A 15,711-nucleotide genomic window follows, 5' to 3' on the forward strand; every position below is an offset into this window, starting at 1 on the left:
TAGACTCGGGGGGACGTCCGATCTCGCCGAGGCAAGGAAGACCCCACCTGATGTCCACGATCATCTACACCAAGACCGACGAGGCACCGCTGCTCGCGACCTACTCGCTCAAGCCGATCATCGAGGCCTTCGCCGGCGCCGCCGGGATCGAGGTGGAGACGCGGGACATCTCCCTCGCCGGTCGGATCCTGGCGCAGTTCGCCGACCGCCTGCCCGAGGACCAGCAGGTCCCCGACGCCCTCGGCGAGCTCGGGCAGCTGGCCACCACGCCCGAGGCCAACATCATCAAGCTGCCGAACATCTCCGCCTCCGTGCCGCAGCTCAAGGCCGCGATCGCCGAGCTGCAGGAGCAGGGCTACAACCTCCCGGCATACCCGGAGAACCCCCAGACCGAGGAGGAGCGGGACGTGCGCGCCCGCTACGACCGAGTCAAGGGCTCCGCGGTCAACCCGGTGCTGCGCGAGGGCAACTCCGACCGCCGTGCCCCCGACGCGGTGAAGAACTACGCCCGCAGCCACCCCCACTCCATGGGTGAGTGGTCGGCCGACAGCCGCACCCGGGTGGCGACCATGGCCGAGCGCGACTTCGCGCACAACGAGCAGTCGGTGGTCATCGAGCAGCAGGACGCCCTGACCATCCAGCACGTCGCCGCCGACGGCACGGTGACCGTGCTCAAGGAGTCGGTGCCGGTCCTGGCCGGCGAGGTCGTCGACGCCACCTTCATGGACGTCGCCGCGCTGCGCACCTTCCTGGCCGAGCAGGTCCAGGCCGCCGCGGCCGAGGACGTCCTCTTCAGCCTGCACCTCAAGGCCACCATGATGAAGGTCTCGGACCCGATCATCTTCGGCCACGCCGTGGAGACCTTCTTCGCCGACGTGTTCGAGCGGTATGGCGAGCAGCTCGCCTCCGCCGGCCTGTCCGCCAGCGACGGCCTGGGCGGGATCCTGTCCGGCCTGGACGCCGTCGGCGAGGAGGCCGGCGCGATCCGGGAGGCCATCGAGCAGCGGCTCACGGAGCTGCCGCGGCTGTCGATGGTCAACTCCGACAAGGGCATCAGCAACCTGCACGTGCCCAGCGACGTCATCGTCGACGCGTCGATGCCCGCGATGATCCGCAACGGCGGCAAGGTGTGGGGCCCGCAGGGCGAGGAGGACGACACCATCGCGGTGATCCCGGACTCCTCCTACGCCGGCGTCTACCAGGTCGTCATCGAGGACTGCAAGGCCCACGGCGCCTACGACCCCACGACGATGGGCTCGGTGCCCAACGTTGGCCTGATGGCGCAGAAGGCCGAGGAGTACGGCTCGCACGACAAGACCTTCGAGATCGCCGCGGACGGCGCCGTCCAGGTCGTCGACTCCTCCGGCGCCGTGCTGATGGAGCACCAGGTGAGCGCCGGCGACATCTGGCGCGCCTGCCAGACCAAGGACGAGCCCATCCGCGACTGGGTGAAGCTGGCCGTCACCCGGGCCCGCGCCAGCGGCGACCCGGCCGTCTTCTGGCTGGACCGCGAGCGCGCCCACGACGCCAACCTCATCACCAAGGTCGAGACCTACCTGGCCGACCACGACACTGACGGCCTCGACCTGCAGATCCTCTCCCCCGTCGAGGCCACCCGCCTGTCCGTGGAGCGCATCCGGCAGGGCCTGAACACCATCTCGGTCACCGGCAACGTGCTGCGCGACTACAACACCGACCTGTTCCCCATCCTCGAGGTCGGCACCAGCGCCAAGATGCTCTCGGTCGTACCGCTGATGAACGGCGGCGGCCTCTTCGAGACCGGCGCCGGCGGCTCGGCGCCCAAGCACGTGCAGCAGCTGCAGTCGGAGAACTACCTGCGCTGGGACAGCCTGGGCGAGTTCCTCGCCCTCGCCGAGTCGCTGCGCCACCTGGCCGACCGCCAGGGCAACGCGCGCGCCACGGTGCTCGGTGACGCCCTGGACCGGGCCACCGAGAAGGTCCTCTCCGAGGGCCGCAGCCCGGCCCGCCGGTTGGGCCAGATCGACAACCGGGGCAGCCACTTCTACCTGGCCCTCTACTGGGCCCAGGAGCTGGCCGCCCAGGACCAGGACGCTGAGCTGGCGCGGCTCTTCGGCCCCGTGGCGGAGCAGCTGTCCGCCCAGGCGGACTCGATCGCCCAGGAGCTGATCGACGCCCAGGGCAGCCCCGTCGACCTGGGCGGTTACTACCACCCCGACGACGAGCTGGCCTTCAACGCCATGCGTCCCTCGGCCACCTTCAACGCCATCATCGACGGCCTGGTTGGCCAGCGCGCCTGACCGGGGCCCCGCGCCCGAGGACCGCGGGCGCGGGGCACGGCATACCGTCGCCCCCTGGCTCGTCGTCCTCGCGGTCGTGCTGATCTCGCTCAACCTGCGCCCTGGCGCCTCCTCGGTCGGGCCCGTCCTCGACGAGGTGCGCCAGGGGCTGGGGATGAGCAGCACCACCGCGGGTCTGCTGACCGCGCTGCCCGGCTTCGCCTTCGGCGCGGTCGGCGCGCTGGCCGTGGGCCTGTCCCGTCGGGTCGGCATGACCATGGGCATCTGCCTGGGGCTGGTCGCGATCGTCGCCGGCCTCCTGCTGCGGGTCACCTCCGGGTCCACCGTCCTCTTCCTGGTCTTCTCCACCGTCGCCCTGGCGGGGATGGCGGTCGGCAACGTCCTGGTCCCGGCCTGGGTCAAGCGGCACAGCAGGGACGGCGGGGTCCGGCTGATGAGCCTCTACGGTGCCGGGCTGATCCTCGGCGGCGCCGTCGGGTCGGCGCTCGCGGCCCCGCTCACCGCGGCACCGGGTGGCTGGCGCACGGCGTTGGGCACGTATGGCGTGCTGGCCAGCCTGGCGCTGCTGCCCTGGCTGGTCCTGGCCCGGCGCGAGTTCCGCGCCTCCCGCGGCCAGCCCGCGGCGTTCTTCCCGCCGAACGCCAGGCTGACCGGCTCCCCCACGGCCCTGGCGCTGACCCTGCTCTTCGGCGTCCAGTCGATGAACGCCTACGTGCAGTTCGGGTGGCTGCCGCAGATCTACCGCGACGCGGGTCTGTCAGCGGTCCACGCCGGGGCGCTGCTCTCCCTGCTGACCCTGCTGGGGGTGATCGGCGGGCTGACCATGCCCACGGTCATCGACCGGGCGACCACCCTGGCGCCGCACATCACCGTCATGGGGGCGCTGCTCATCGCCGGGTATGCCGGCCTGCTGGTGGCCCCGGCGACCGTGCCGTGGCTCTGGGCCGGCATGCTGGGGCTGTCCGGTTTTGCCTTCCCGATGGCGATCGGCCTGATCACCGCCCGCACCCGCGACCCGCACGTGACTGCCCAGCTGTCCGGCTTCGTGCAGCCGGTCGGCTACGTCCTGGCCGGGCTGGGGCCACTGGTGGTCGGGGCGATCTATGGCGCGGCCGGCGACTGGACGGTGGTCCTGTGGCTGCTGATGGCCAGCGGTGTGGTCATGGTGCTGGCCGGCCTGCGGGTGGCCCGGCACGTCTACGTGGACGACGAGCTGGCCGCGGGCTGACGCGCACGACCTGCCGACCGAGCGCACGCTCCTCACCGACCAAGCGCACGCTCCTCACCGACCGAGCGCACGCTCCTCACCGACCTGCACCTGCGCCGTGCCGGACCTAGGGTCGGGTCCATGCACACTCTCGAGCCCGGCATCGAGGTTCCCGACCCGCTCGCGCCGTACCTGGAGGTTGACCGGTCCCAGCCGCGCCACGAGTGCTGGGTGACCGGGCACATGGTGGCCGGGCTCGACGGCACGGCCGCCGTCGACGGCCGCGTCGGCCCGCTGTCCACCCGGCCCGACCAGGCCCTCTACCGCGCCATGCGGGAGATCGCAGACGTCGTCATGGTCGGCGCCGAGACGGTGCGCCGGGAGCGGTTCGGGCCGGTCCGCCTCTCCGACGAGGCACAGGGGCGGCGGCGGAGTCTCGGCAAGCCGGCGCTGCCGCCGGTGGCCGTGGTCAGCCGCAGCCTGGACCTGGACTGGACGGCGCGGGTGTTCACCCAGGTGCCCGCCGACGCCCGGACCCACGTCATCACCTGCGCGGCGGCGAACGGCGAGCGCCTGGCGGAGGCGGACCGGGCCGGCGTCGTGGTCATGGCGGGTGAGGAGCGCGTCGAGCCGGCAGCGGCCCTGCGGGCGCTCGCCGACCTGGGCCACCGCGTCGTCCTGTGTGAGGGCGGCCCTACCTGGCTGGGCGAGGTCGTGGCCGCAGACCGCCTGGACGAGCTGTGCCTGTCCCTCTCCCCGCTGATGGGGGGCGACCCGCTGCCGGTGTCGGTGACCCCGCCCGGGGCGGGGATGGCCGCCTTCGAACTGAGGGCGATCCTGGCGGAGGACGACACGGTCTTCCTGCGCTACGAGGCCCGGTCCGCTCCCGGGGTCGAGCGGGGCGAGCGATGAGCGGGGACCCGTTCGACGTCCTGATGGCCGCTGCGGACCCGGCCGCCGTCGTGGTGACCACCGCCCTCGAGGGCGTGCGGGCCGGCTGTCTGGTCGGTTTCCACTCGCAGTCGAGCATGTCGCCGCAGCAGTACTGCGTGTGGCTCTCGAAGGCCAACCACACCTACCGCGTCGGCCTGCGCGCCGACCACTTCGCGGTCCACGTCCTCACCGCGGACGACCTGGCCCTGGCCGAGCGTTTCGGCACCCGGACCGGCGAGGAGGGCGACAAGTTCGAGGGTCTGGCCGTCGACCTCGACGAGCAGGGGGTGCCACTCATCGGGCAGTGCCCGCACCGCTTCGTGATGCATCGGCTGAGCGTGCTCGACGACGGCGGGGACCACGTCTGCGTCACGGGCCGGGTGCGGTCAGCCTCCACCGCGGGAGCGTTCGCACCCCTGCGGCTGTCCGACATCGTCCACCTGAAGCCCGGCCGGCCCAGCGACGGCCACGCTGTCCGTCCGTGAGGAGCGTGCGCTCGGTCGGTGAGGAACATGCGCTCGGTCGGTGAGGAACGTGCGCTCGACGGGTCTGCCGGGTGTCGGGTGGGCTGACCGGGTGACGGGGCGATCAGGACGCCGGCGTCATGTCCGAGGGTGCGAGAGTTCCCAGGGCCCCGATCACACGTTGAAGCGGAACTCCACGACGTCACCGTCGGCCATGACGTAGTCCTTGCCCTCGATCCGGACCCGGCCGGCCTCCTTGGCCTTCTGCATCGACCCGGCGGCGTCGAGGTCGGCGAAGGAGACGACCTCGGCCTTGATGAAGCCGCGCTCGAAGTCGGTGTGGATGACACCGGCGGCCTGCGGCGCGGTCCAGCCCTTGCGGATCGTCCAGGCGCGGGCCTCCTTGGGGCCGGCCGTGAGGTAGGTCTGCAGGCCGAGGGTGTCGAAGCCGATCCGGGCCAGCTGGTCCAGGCCGGGCTCGTCGACGCCGACGGACTCCAGCAGCTCGCGTGCCTCCTCGTCGTCGAGCTCGGCCAGGTCGGACTCGAGCTTGGCGTTGAGGTAGATCGCCTCGGCAGGAGCCACCAGCGCCGCCAGCTCGGCGTGCAGGGCGTCGTCGGTCAGGCCGTCCTCGTCGAGGTTGAAGACGTAGAGGAAGGGCTTGGTGGTCAGCAGCCCCAGGCTCTTGGCGATCGCCATATCCACCCCGGCCGGCTCGCCCGCGGCATACAGGGTGTCCCCGGCCTCGAGCACCTTCTGCGCCGCGAGCGCGGTGTCGAGGACCTCCTTGTCGGCGCGCTTACCCTTGACCTCCTTCTCCAGGCGCGGGATGGCGTTCTCCAGCGTCTGCAGGTCGGCCAGCACCAGTTCGGTGTTGATCGTCTCGATGTCGTCGCCGGGGCTGACCTTGCCGTCGACGTGGACGACGTCGTCGTCGCGGAAGGAGCGCACCACCTGGCAGATGGCGTCCGCCTCGCGGATGTTGGCCAGGAACTTGTTACCCAGCCCCTCCCCCTCGCTCGCGCCGCGGACGATCCCGGCGATGTCGACGAAGCTGACCGTCGCCGGCAGGATCTTGGCCGAGCCGTGGATCTCCGCCAGCCGGCCCAGCCGGTCGTCCTTGAGCGGGACCACCCCGATGTTGGGCTCGATGGTCGCGAACGGGTAGTTCGCCGCGAGCACGGAGTTCTTGGTCAGGGCGTTGAAGAGGGTCGACTTGCCGACGTTGGGCAGGCCGACGATTCCGATGGTGAGTGCCACGGGGTCAGGAGTCTAGTCGCTGGGCGGGGCTTCGCCCGCCGCCCCCGCGTCAGGAGAAGGCGCGGTGCGGCGGAAAGGCCTGGAGCATCGGCGCGGAGGCACGGGCCACGGCGGCGGCCAGCTCCTCGCCAGGCCGGGTGAACAGGCGCCCGGAGCCGGAGGACCGAGACCTCGCGGCCTCGGCCAGCGCCAGGTCCGCGAGCGTGGCGTGCTGCTGGTCGAAGAGACCGAGCGGCAGGGCCTCTTCCACGGCGACGACGTGGCGGCCCTCGGCCAGCCGCTCGGCATCGGCCTCGCCCACGAGCTCGGTCAGGCGCCAGCGGGTCAACCCGTCCAGCTCCATCCCGTGGTGCCCGAACGGGAAGACCAGCCGCGGCGCTCCGATCGCGACGCGACGGTCGCAGGCGGCCATGACCTCCACCCCTCCTCCGGCCGCCCCTCCCTCGACCACGGCGACGACCTCGCGCTCGAGCAGGTGCAGCTGCATCAGGCAGGTGACCACGCCCTCGACGAACTCCCGGGCGGGCTCCTCGCCGCTGCCGGCGAACGCCAGCGCGCCCAGGTCGGCACCGGAGCAGAAGTAGCCGCCAGCGCCGATGAGGTAGACCGGCCCTGGCCTCTCCGCAGCCAGCTCGACCACGCGGGCCCCCAGAGCGCGCCACATGTCGAGGGTCAGGGCGTTGCGGCGCTCGGGGCGGTCGAGCAGCACAGCGGGGCCGAGCGGCGAGTCCACCACCCGGACGCAGTCCTGGGTCGAGGGGGACGGCCTCGGCGAGGTGTTCGACGACATGCGGGCCAATCTACGAACCCCGGGGCCATGACCGGCGGCCGGGACCAGGGCGGCTCAGCCCAGCGCCTCCCGCAGGTGGGGCAGCAGCTGCTGCACGCCGCGGTCCTCGAGGATGACCGTGTAGTGGTTGACGTCCTCGAGCGCCACCAGCTCGATCTGGGGGTAGCGGCCGGTCCACAGCTCGCGCGCGGCGTCCGGGTAGAGAGGAGGCACCTCGTCCATCAGGCCGCGGGGCGCGAGGAACCAGCTGACCGGGTGCCGGAGGTGCTCCAGCGCCTGCTGCACGGACGCCCCGTCCACGAGCTCACGGATGTCCTCCTCCAGCGCGGCCGGGCGGGTCGCCGGGCGCAGCTCGGGCTCGGTGCCGGTGAGGTCGTAGTCGACGTAGGCCGTGGTCAGGTCGCCCCATCCTGGCCCCAGCGCCGGGTGCTCGCGCCAGAACTCCCGGTATGCCGCCTGGCTGGGAAAGGTCATCCGCAGCCGGTCGGCCGCGGGGCCGAGCACGGCCGCGGCGACCGCCTCGGGCGCCACACCGGGCGGCGCCAGCAACGGCATACCCCCGTCGACCAGCAGCAGGTTGGCGACCTGGTCCGGGTGCCGGTCGGCCAGCACCAGGCTGACGAAGCCACCCATCGAGTGGCCGACCACCGTCACCGGACCCGTCCCGAGGTGGTCCAGGGCGGCGGCGACGTCGTCGGCGTGCGTCGGCATCCCGTACGGGCCGGGCAGGTCCCGGGAGCGCCCACGTCCGCGCAGGTCGGGCGCCACCAGCCGGACGCCGGGCAGCGCGGCGGCGACCCCCGCCCAGGAGATGTGCGAGGCGGTGATGCCGTGGATCAGCAGCGCGGTCGGGGTGTCCGGGCCCGCGTCGTCCGGCTCCCACACGCCCACGTGCAGCGCGCCGCCCCGCACGGGGACGTCCACGGCCCGGTAGCCCTCGCCGAGCACCGCCGTGACGGAGGCGGGCAGGGTGTCGACGGTGCTCACTGGGCCGTCCACCCGCCGTCCATCGTGTAGGAGGTGCCGGTCACCATGCCGGCGGCGTCGGAGGCGAGGTAGGCGACGAGGGCGGCGACCTCGTCGGGCTCGACGAGCCGCTTGACGGCGGAACGGGTCAGCATGATCTTCTCCACCACCTCCTCCTCCGGTATGCCGTGCGTCCGGGCCTGGTCGGTGATCTGCTTCTCCACCAGCGGCGTGCGCACATAACCGGGGTTGACGCAGTTGCTCGTCACCCCGTGCGGGGCGCCCTCGAGCGCGACCACCTTGGACAGGCCCTCCAGACCGTGCTTGGCGCTGACGTAGGCCGCCTTGAAGGCGGAGGCCCGCAGCCCGTGCGCGGAGGAGATGTTGACCACCCGCCCCCAACCCCGCTCGTACATGTGCGGCAGCGCGGCGCGCGCCAGCAGGAAGGGCGCCTCGAGCATGAGCCGGTGGATGAGCCGGAAGTCGGCCGGGTCGAACTCGTGGACCGGGGCCACCCGCTGGACCCCGGCGTTGTTGACCAGGACGTCGCACTCCAGCGTGAGGTCCTCCAGCGCCGCGGTGTCGGACAGGTCGGCCACCCAAGGGCGGCCGCCCAGCTCCTGCGCCAGCGCCGTCGCGGCCTGCTCGTCGCGGTCGGCGATGACCACGCTCATCCCGTCGGCGGCGAGCCGGCGGGCGACCGCGGCGCCGATGCCGCTGGCTCCCCCGGTGATCAGGGCGGTCCTGGTCATGGCTGGTGTTCCTCTCTGTCGTCGCCACCGCGGTGCGGCGCGAGCGCCGCCTCGATGACGTCCATGAGACCGTCGAAGACGGCCGGGTCGATCTCGTCGGCGCCGTCCCACAGCACCCACCGCATCCCGATCAGCTCACCGGCGCCCATCAGCGCCCAGGCGGCCACCGTCGGGTCCACCGGGCGGATGTCACCGGCCTCCTGGGCCTGCTGCAGGCCCGCAGCGTAGCCCTCGCAGATGGCGTCGTAGTGGGCGCGCATCACCTCCGGGGAGACGAACTCCGCCTGCCGGATGATGCGGTAGAGCGCCGGGTGCTGGGCGGTGAAGCGGAAGAAGGCGGCGAACCCGGCCCGCTCGGCCTCCAGCCGCGTCGTGCCCTGCAGCGAGCCCTCCCGCATCGCCTGCCGGACCCGGTGGGACAGGTCGCGGACCACCTCGTCGAAGATCTCCTTCTTGCCCGGGAAGTGGACGTAGAAGGTCCCCAGCCCCACGCCCGCCTCCTCGGTGATCTTCACGATGGAGGCGTCGTGGTAGCCGACCGTCGCGAAGACGTGCTCGGCCGCCTCGATCAGCCGGGCCCGGGTCCGCGCCCCGCGGGCCGTGCGCGGTTCGCGCGCCACGCTCATACCTGCCCCCGGTCCATCTGGGCCCGCGCCAGGGCCATCTCCAGGGCCCGGGCGCGGGAGATCTTGCCGATCGAGACGGAGGGCAGCTCCTCGACCAGGTGGATCGCGACGGGGACCTTGAAGGCGGCCAGCCGCTCGCGGCAGTGCTCGACCAGCTCGGTCTCGTCGGTGACGACCCCGGCCCGGGCTACGACCAGGGCCACGCCCCGCTCCCCCCAGGTCGCGTCCGGGACGCCGACGACCACGGCGTCCTCCACCGCCGGGTGGGTCAGCAGCACCGACTCCACCTCGGCCGGAGCGACGTTCTCCCCGCCGCTGATGAAGATGTTGCGCAGCCGGTCCACGATCCGCAGGTAGCCCGACCCGTCCCGGGTGGCCACGTCGCCGGTGGCCAGCCAGCCGTCGCGCCAGACCGCCCGGGTGGCGGCCTCGTCGCGGAAGTAGCCGGCGAACATCCCCGGGCCGCGGACCTGCAGCTCGCCGGTCGCAGCACCAGCCAGCTCCTCCCCGGTCACGGGGTCGGTCAGCCGCACGTCCACGTGCGGGTAGGGCACGCCGGCCCAGCCGACCCGGTGGATCGCCTCGTCCGGCGGGACGCACAGCACGTTGGGGCCGGCCTCGGTGAGCCCGTAGCCCTGGGTGAGCGCCACGCCCCGGGCGTGGAAGATCCGCAGCAGCGGCGCCGGCATCGGCGCCCCGCCCACCACCGCCGAGCGCAGGGCGCCGAAGTCGGTGGTGGCGAAGCGGGGGTGCTCGGCGAGCCGGGCGTAGTGCGTGGGGACCCCCATCATCGTGCTCACCCGGTGCTCCTCGAGCAGGCACAGCACGCGGCCCGGGTCGAAGGAGCGCTCGAGCACCACGGTCGCCCCGGTCCACCACGCCAGCAGCGCCTGGATGTTCCAGCCGCCGACGTGGAACTGGGGCAGCACGCTGAGCACCACGTCGTGCTCGTCCAGCTCCAGGGTCCGCGAGAGCGAGAGGTTGGTCCAGAAGCAGCTGCGGTGGGTCAGCACGGCCGCCTTGGGGCGCGCGGAGCTGCCGGAGGTGAAGACCATGAGCAGGGGGTCCTCGTCCTGCACGGCGCGCGGGGGTCCGTCCGGTGCCGGTGCCGTGGAGGCCCGCCACGGGGCCGGCACGGTGCGCTCGATCCCGTCCTCGCCCAGGTATGCCGTGGGCACGGCCGCCGGGCACCGGGCCAGCGCGCCCCGGGCCAGCGTGCTGGTCTCGTCCTCGACCAGGAGCAGGGCCGGGTCGGACAGCTGGAGCTGGTCGGCCAGCTCGCTCACGGTCAGCCGCCAGGACAGCGGCACCAGGACCAGCCCGGCCCGGGCGCAGGCGAAGAACGCGACGACGTGGTCGGCGCTGTTGCCCACCAGGGTCGCGATCCGCTCCCCCGGCCGGTAGCCGGCCTTCAGCCAGGCCTGCGCCAGGGCCGCGGACCGGGCGTCGAGGTCGGCATACCGCAGCTCGACGCCCCGGTCCACGATCGCGACCCGCTGCGGGTGCAGCCGGGCCCGGTCCGCGGGCCACCGGCCCAGCGTCTGGGCTCCGGCTGCACCGTCGCGGGTCGATGTGCTCACGGCTTCTCTTCCTCCTGGACCACCGAGTCCGGGGTACGGATCTGCAGGTCGGCGGGCTCGGCAGCCCCATCCTCCCCCACCGAGCGGCGGGTGAGGGCGGCGCGCAGCCGCTGTCCCAGGCCGGCCAGGCCACCGGGCAGGAAGAGCACCACGAGCACGAAGATGGCGCCGAGGATGAACAGCGGCTCCGACAGCGGGATGCGCAGCACGTCCGGCAGCTCGTTGATGGTCGGGGACTGGGCCAGCACCGCCAGCCGCTGGCTGAGCACGACGTAGAGCAACGCACCCAGGATGGCGCCCCAGCGGGAGCCCACGCCGCCGAGCACCACCATCAGCAGCAGCGAGATCGTCAGGTCCGCGCTCAAGGTGTGCGGGACCGCGCCGGAGTTGAGGATGAGGTGCACCATCCCCATCCCGGTCGCGATGACGGAGGCGGCCACGAAGATGGTCAGCTTGACCAGGAAGGGACGCATCCCCAGGACCCGCACCCGCAGCTCGTTCTCCCGCACCGCCGCGGCGACGTGCCCGGCCCGGCTGCGCTGGATCCAGGTGACGAGGACGAAGGTGAGCACGAGGGCGGCCAGGGCGAGCCAGTAGACGTTGCGGGTGTCGGCCACCCCGACGAGCCAGTCCGGGACGTGGTCCGTCGGCAGGCGCAGGCCCTCCTCACCGCCGGTCAGGCGGGGGTTGCGCCGCACCAGCACGGACCCGGCCTGGGCGAAGGCCAGGGTGACCATCGCGAACGGGATGCCGGTGACGCGCAGGCTCACCGCGCCGAGCAGGCTGGACATGACGACGCCGGCGACCAGGACCAGCACGGCCGCGGGCACCAGCCCCAGCTCCAGCTCGCGCATGACGATCCCGAGCGCGTAGGCGCCGAAGCCGAAGTACAGCGCGTGCCCGAAGGACAGCAGGCCGGCCACCCCGAAGAGCAGGTGGTAGGAGAGCGCCAGCGCGGCCATGACCATGGCCAGGGCCATCAGGTGCAGGGAGCCGGGGGTGTAGGTCGGTCCCGGCAGGACGCCCGGCAGGCTGAGGTCGAGCAGCGGCAGGCAGGCGAGCAGGACGACCAGCCCCAGCCCCAGGAGGGCGCGGAACGCACCCGAGCGCAGGAACGCGTCGCGTCCCGTCCGCGCAGGCATCGCGGGGGTGCTCATGCTGTCCTCCCCATCAGGCCGGCGGGCCGGGTGAGCAGGACGACCGCGAGCAGCACCACGACGGCGAGGTCACCGGTGCCCCACAGGTAGTAGTTGGCGTACTGCTGCAGGACCGCCACCAGCACCGAGGCGACCGCGGCGCCGGTGAGGCTGCCCAGCCCGCCGATGACGGTGACGATGAAGGCGAAGATGAGCAGCGTCTGGCCCAGCATCGGCGAGACGTAGTTGAAGAAGTGCGAGGCGAGCACGCCGCCGAGGCCGGCCGCCGCACCGCCGATGGTGAAGACGAGGGTGAAGGCGTTGCGGACGTCGATACCGAGCGCGGTGACCATGGACCGGTTCTCCACGCCGGCGCGGATGATCATGCCGTAGCGGGTCTTGCGCAGGAAGAGCACGATGGACACCAGCACGGCGACAGCGACGGCGATGGCCACGAAGCGGTCGTTGGGCACGTTGGCCCCGGCGATCGTCGTCGTCTCGCGCATCCAGCCGGGTTTGACGGTGGTGCGGGCGTCGGTGCCCCAGATGCCGTCGAAGAGCGCCACGGCGGCCAGCGCCAGGCCGACGGTCACCAGGACCTGCTCGATGTGCCGGTTGTAGAGCCGCTGCACCAGGAGGCGTTCGGTCAGGGCGGCGAAGGTGGCCCCGGCAAGGGCCCCGACGAAGAGGGAGACGATGAACCCGCTCCAGGTGCCCGCACCCATCCGGGTCGCGACCTCATACCCGAGGAAGGCACCGAGGGAGAGGAAGGCGCCGTGGGCGAAGTTCAGCACCCCCATCAGCCCGTAGATGAGGCTCAGGCCGGAGGCGACCAGGAAGTAGATGGCTCCCAGACCCACCCCGGTGATCAGCAGCAGGATCGGCGTGCTCATACGGCTCCCTCCGCTCCGGCGTGCACGCCGAGCAGGCGTTGGGTGGCGGCCTCGTCGGCGAGGAACTCCCCGGCGGGGCCGTGGTGGACGCTGCGGCCGTCGGTGAGGACGACCGCGTGCTGGGCCAGGTCGCGCACGACCTGCAGGTTCTGCTCCACGAGCAGGACGGGCACGACCTCGGCGGCGCGTGCCAGGACGCGCCCGACCTCCTGGACGAGCCGGGGGGACAGGCCCTTGGTGGGCTCGTCGACGAGCAGGACGCGGTTGTCGTTGAGCAGTGCACGGGCCAGGGAGACCATCTGCTGCTGCCCGCCGGACAGGGTGCCGGCGGCCTGCGCGCCGCGCTGGCGCAGCTCGGGGAAGAGCTCGTAGACCATGTCGTAGCGGTGGTCGTGGCCCTTGCGCTCGGCGAGCCGGAGGTTCTCGGTGACGCTGAGCCCGGAGAAGACCTCGCGGTCCTCGGGGACGTAGCCGATGCCCAGCTGGGCGATCCGGTGGGTCTCCAGGGCGGAGATGTCGCGGCCGTCCAGCTCGACGGTGCCGGTGCGGGAGATCAGACCCATGATCGCCTTGATCGTGGAGGTCTTGCCCACGCCGTTGCGGCCGAGCAGGGCGGTCACGCCGGTGGCGGAGACCTCGAGGTCGACGTGCTCGACGACCTGCTGGCCGGCGACGTGCGCCTGCAGGTCGCGGACGACGAGGATCGGGGCGGCGCTCGTCATACCGGCTCCCCGAGGTAGGCGCTCTGCACGGTCGGGTCGGCCATGACGGCCTCCGGGGAGTCCAGGGCGAGCAGGTGGCCGAAGTGCAGGACGGCGACGCGCTGGACCAGGCCCAGGATGACCTCCATGTGGTGCTCGACGATGAGGACCGTCTTGCCGTGGTCGCGGTGCAGTGAACGGATCACCTCGGTCAGGCCGGGCACGTCCCCGGAGGCCACGCCGGCCATCGGCTCGTCCAGCAGCACGACCGAGGGGTCGGTGGCCAGCAGCATCGCGATCTCCAGCTTGCGCTTGTCACCGTGCGGCAGGTCACCGGCGCGCACCGTGCGCCGGGCGTCCAGGCCGACCTCCTCGAGCAGGTCACGGGCACGGCGGGAGGCGTCGTCGCCGGGCCGCGGGAAGGTGAACAGGCTGATCGCCTGGCCCTCCTTGACCTGCGCCGCGAGCCGCACGTTCTCCTCCACGGACAGGCCGGGGAAGAGCGAGGAGGTCTGGAAGGTGCGGCCCAGCCCGGCCACCGCGCGGTGGTGGATGGAGCGCGTGGTCACGTCCTGGCTGTCCAGCAGGATCGTGCCGCCGGTCGGGCTCAGGACACCGGAGACCAGGTTGAACAAGGTGGTCTTGCCGGCGCCGTTGGGGCCGATGACGCCCACGATCTCGCCCGCGGGCACGGCGAAGCTGATGTCCTCCAGGATCTGCGCCCCGCCGATGCGCAGGGCCAGCTCCCGGACCTCCAGCGCGGGGGCGGTGGCCGCCCCCGCGCCGGGGTGGTCCTGTGCGGTCACTGGCCGGACGCCTCCGGCGGTGCGGCCTGGTCGGCGGGGACGGTGTCGATGAGCTCCGGCACCCACTCGCCGTCCTCCTCCACGAGGCGGGCGGTGTACATGTCCTGGATGAGCGCGTGGTCGCTCTCCCGGATGGTGGTGGTGCCCTTCGGGCCCTCGAACTCCCAGCCCTCGAGCGCGTCGACCATCGCGTTGACGTCGTCGCCGCCCTCGGCGATCGCCTGGACGATCATCTGACCCGCGACGAAGCCGTCGGGGGTGAACAGGTCGGGGGTGCCGCCGGCCTCGGTGACGTGGTCGACGAGCGCCTGGTTCACCTCGTTGTCGGGGGCGCCCGGGAAGTAGTGCGACAGGAAGCTGATCCGGTCGCTGACCTCGCCGTAGGCGGAGTAGGTGGCGCTGTCGGCCAGGCCGGTGACGACCGGGGCGGCCTCGAAGACGTCCTGCTGGTCCAGCGCCTGCCACATGCTGCCGGCGGTGGCGCCGGCCCAGGCGACGAAGATCAGGTCGGGGTCGGCGTCGACGAGCTGGCGGGCGAAGCCGGTGAACTCGGTCGCGTCCTCGGGGACCATGACCGACTCGACCTCGGTGCCCTCGCCGCCGAGGACGAGCTCGACCGCGCTGAGGTTGCCCTGGCCGAAGGCGTTGTCCTGCGCCAGGACGACGATCTTGCCGCCCCCGTCGGGCAGCATCGCGCCGGCGGTGGCCACGTCCTGCAGGCTCTGCCGGCCGGAGCGGAAGGTGAACTCGTTGATGCCGGTCACCACGTCCGCGGCCGCCGGACCGGAGATGTAGAGGATCTCGTTCTGCTCCGCCTGCTCGGCCATCGCGACGGCGATGCCGGAGACGACGGTGCCGCCCAGGATCTGGAACTCCTGGCCGATCAGGTCCCGGGCCGCCGCCACGGCGGTGTCGGCGTTGCCCGCGTCGTCGCGGTAGGTGATCTCCACCGGACGGCCGTTCACCTCCCCGGTGCCGTCGGTGGCGTAGTCAAGGCCGGCCTCCAGGCCCTCGCGGTACTGCTTGCCGTAGGCGGCCAGCGGCCCGGTCTCGGAGTAGATGATGCCGACCTGGACCGGCTCACCGGAGGCTTCCTCCGCGGCGGTGCCGGTCGAGTCGTTGTCGCCGGTGCTGTCCGCGTTGTTGCCGGAGTTGTTGCCCTCGTTGCCGGAGTCGGAGTCGTTGGTGGGCGCGCAGCCGGCGACCACGAGGGTGCTGGCGGCCACCAGGGCGAGCAGGCGGGCTGGGCGTGAGATCACGGAGACACTCCTTCGTGCACTGTCGAACATGAAAGGTGATTCATGTTTCGAGATGGGAC

At 72.4% G+C, this 15,711-nt stretch carries 15 protein-coding genes; 4 read left to right on the plus strand and 11 right to left on the minus strand.

Annotated elements, in window-relative coordinates; genetic code table 11:
• The first annotated feature begins 50 nt into the window (after positions 1 to 50).
• The 4 genes from ESZ52_RS14180 (at position 51) to ESZ52_RS14195 (ending at position 4,904) form a co-directional block, all read left to right on the plus strand.
• Positions 51 to 2,279 (plus strand): NADP-dependent isocitrate dehydrogenase, encoded by a 2,229-nt coding sequence (locus tag ESZ52_RS14180; protein ID WP_131105507.1) that lies wholly within the window; start codon positions 51 to 53, stop codon positions 2,277 to 2,279.
• A complete protein-coding gene (locus tag ESZ52_RS14185) occupies positions 2,263 to 3,507 on the plus strand; it encodes an MFS transporter (RefSeq protein WP_131105508.1) in 1,245 nt (414 codons plus the stop codon). The genes ESZ52_RS14180 and ESZ52_RS14185 overlap by 17 nt, the downstream gene beginning before the upstream one ends.
• Positions 3,508 to 3,627: 120 nt before the next feature.
• A complete protein-coding gene (locus ESZ52_RS14190) occupies positions 3,628 to 4,398 on the plus strand; it encodes a pyrimidine reductase family protein (RefSeq protein WP_131105509.1) in 771 nt (256 codons plus the stop codon).
• Complete coding sequence (locus tag ESZ52_RS14195; protein WP_131105510.1) at positions 4,395 to 4,904, plus strand: flavin reductase family protein; 510 nt, start codon at positions 4,395 to 4,397, stop codon at positions 4,902 to 4,904. Before ESZ52_RS14190 ends, ESZ52_RS14195 begins: the two co-directional genes overlap by 4 nt.
• 153 nt (positions 4,905 to 5,057) lie before the next feature.
• Here the strand turns inward: ESZ52_RS14195 and ychF are convergent, their stop codons facing one another.
• The 11 genes from ychF to ESZ52_RS14250 are packed head-to-tail and all read right to left on the minus strand — an operon-like array spanning position 5,058 to position 15,652.
• Positions 5,058 to 6,143 carry a redox-regulated ATPase YchF gene (ychF, locus tag ESZ52_RS14200; RefSeq protein WP_131105511.1) on the minus strand — a complete coding sequence of 362 codons (1,086 nt, stop codon included), beginning with the start codon at positions 6,141 to 6,143 and terminating at the stop codon, positions 5,058 to 5,060.
• Between the two features lie 49 nt (positions 6,144 to 6,192).
• Entirely contained in the window at positions 6,193 to 6,933 is a 741-nt protein-coding gene (locus ESZ52_RS14205; RefSeq protein WP_131105512.1) for an enoyl-CoA hydratase/isomerase family protein, read from the minus strand.
• 54 nt (positions 6,934 to 6,987) lie between these two features.
• Positions 6,988 to 7,920 (minus strand): alpha/beta hydrolase, encoded by a 933-nt coding sequence (locus ESZ52_RS14210; protein ID WP_238160622.1) that lies wholly within the window; start codon positions 7,918 to 7,920, stop codon positions 6,988 to 6,990.
• Positions 7,917 to 8,651: a 3-hydroxybutyrate dehydrogenase gene (locus ESZ52_RS14215; protein WP_131105513.1), complete on the minus strand. Its 735-nt coding sequence runs from the start codon at positions 8,649 to 8,651 to the stop codon at positions 7,917 to 7,919. The genes ESZ52_RS14210 and ESZ52_RS14215 overlap by 4 nt, the downstream gene beginning before the upstream one ends.
• A complete protein-coding gene (locus ESZ52_RS14220; RefSeq protein ID WP_131105514.1) occupies positions 8,648 to 9,277 on the minus strand; it encodes a TetR/AcrR family transcriptional regulator in 630 nt (209 codons plus the stop codon). Before ESZ52_RS14220 ends, ESZ52_RS14215 begins: the two co-directional genes overlap by 4 nt.
• Positions 9,274 to 10,857 carry a class I adenylate-forming enzyme family protein gene (locus ESZ52_RS14225; RefSeq protein ID WP_131105515.1) on the minus strand — a complete coding sequence of 528 codons (1,584 nt, stop codon included), beginning with the start codon at positions 10,855 to 10,857 and terminating at the stop codon, positions 9,274 to 9,276. Before ESZ52_RS14225 ends, ESZ52_RS14220 begins: the two co-directional genes overlap by 4 nt.
• On the minus strand, positions 10,854 to 11,999 hold the full coding sequence (locus tag ESZ52_RS14230; protein ID WP_131106654.1) for a branched-chain amino acid ABC transporter permease: 1,146 nt from the start codon (positions 11,997 to 11,999) through the stop codon (positions 10,854 to 10,856). Before ESZ52_RS14230 ends, ESZ52_RS14225 begins: the two co-directional genes overlap by 4 nt.
• A gap of 11 nt (positions 12,000 to 12,010) precedes the next feature.
• Positions 12,011 to 12,886, minus strand: coding sequence for a branched-chain amino acid ABC transporter permease (locus tag ESZ52_RS14235; protein WP_131105516.1), 876 nt, complete (start codon positions 12,884 to 12,886; stop codon positions 12,011 to 12,013).
• The gene (locus ESZ52_RS14240; RefSeq protein ID WP_131105517.1) at positions 12,883 to 13,608 is read right to left on the minus strand and encodes an ABC transporter ATP-binding protein; all 726 of its coding nucleotides are present in this window, start codon (positions 13,606 to 13,608) and stop codon (positions 12,883 to 12,885) included. The genes ESZ52_RS14235 and ESZ52_RS14240 overlap by 4 nt, the downstream gene beginning before the upstream one ends.
• Positions 13,605 to 14,393, minus strand: coding sequence for an ABC transporter ATP-binding protein (locus tag ESZ52_RS14245; RefSeq protein WP_181009919.1), 789 nt, complete (start codon positions 14,391 to 14,393; stop codon positions 13,605 to 13,607). Before ESZ52_RS14245 ends, ESZ52_RS14240 begins: the two co-directional genes overlap by 4 nt.
• Complete coding sequence (locus ESZ52_RS14250) at positions 14,390 to 15,652, minus strand: substrate-binding domain-containing protein (protein WP_238154451.1); 1,263 nt, start codon at positions 15,650 to 15,652, stop codon at positions 14,390 to 14,392. The genes ESZ52_RS14245 and ESZ52_RS14250 overlap by 4 nt, the downstream gene beginning before the upstream one ends.
• Between the last annotated feature and the right edge of the window lie 59 nt (positions 15,653 to 15,711).

The organism is Ornithinimicrobium sufpigmenti (genome assembly GCF_004322775.1).
Classification (GTDB): domain Bacteria; phylum Actinomycetota; class Actinomycetes; order Actinomycetales; family Dermatophilaceae; genus Ornithinicoccus; species Ornithinicoccus sufpigmenti.

Excerpts from the sequence above, each read along its gene's own strand:
- ESZ52_RS14235 (WP_131105516.1), bottom strand. The coding sequence starts at position 12,886 with ATGAGCACGCCGATCCTGCTGCTGATCACCGGGGTGGGTCTGGGAGCC.
- ESZ52_RS14215 (WP_131105513.1), bottom strand. The coding sequence starts at position 8,651 with ATGACCAGGACCGCCCTGATCACCGGGGGAGCCAGCGGCATCGGCGCC.
- ESZ52_RS14190 (WP_131105509.1), top strand. The coding sequence starts at position 3,628 with ATGCACACTCTCGAGCCCGGCATCGAGGTTCCCGACCCGCTCGCGCCG.
- ESZ52_RS14230 (WP_131106654.1), bottom strand. The coding sequence starts at position 11,999 with ATGCCTGCGCGGACGGGACGCGACGCGTTCCTGCGCTCGGGTGCGTTC.
- ESZ52_RS14220 (WP_131105514.1), bottom strand. The coding sequence starts at position 9,277 with ATGAGCGTGGCGCGCGAACCGCGCACGGCCCGCGGGGCGCGGACCCGG.
- ESZ52_RS14180 (WP_131105507.1), top strand. The coding sequence starts at position 51 with ATGTCCACGATCATCTACACCAAGACCGACGAGGCACCGCTGCTCGCG.
- ESZ52_RS14240 (WP_131105517.1), bottom strand. The coding sequence starts at position 13,608 with ATGACGAGCGCCGCCCCGATCCTCGTCGTCCGCGACCTGCAGGCGCAC.
- ESZ52_RS14195 (WP_131105510.1), top strand. The coding sequence starts at position 4,395 with ATGAGCGGGGACCCGTTCGACGTCCTGATGGCCGCTGCGGACCCGGCC.
- ESZ52_RS14205 (WP_131105512.1), bottom strand. The coding sequence starts at position 6,933 with ATGTCGTCGAACACCTCGCCGAGGCCGTCCCCCTCGACCCAGGACTGC.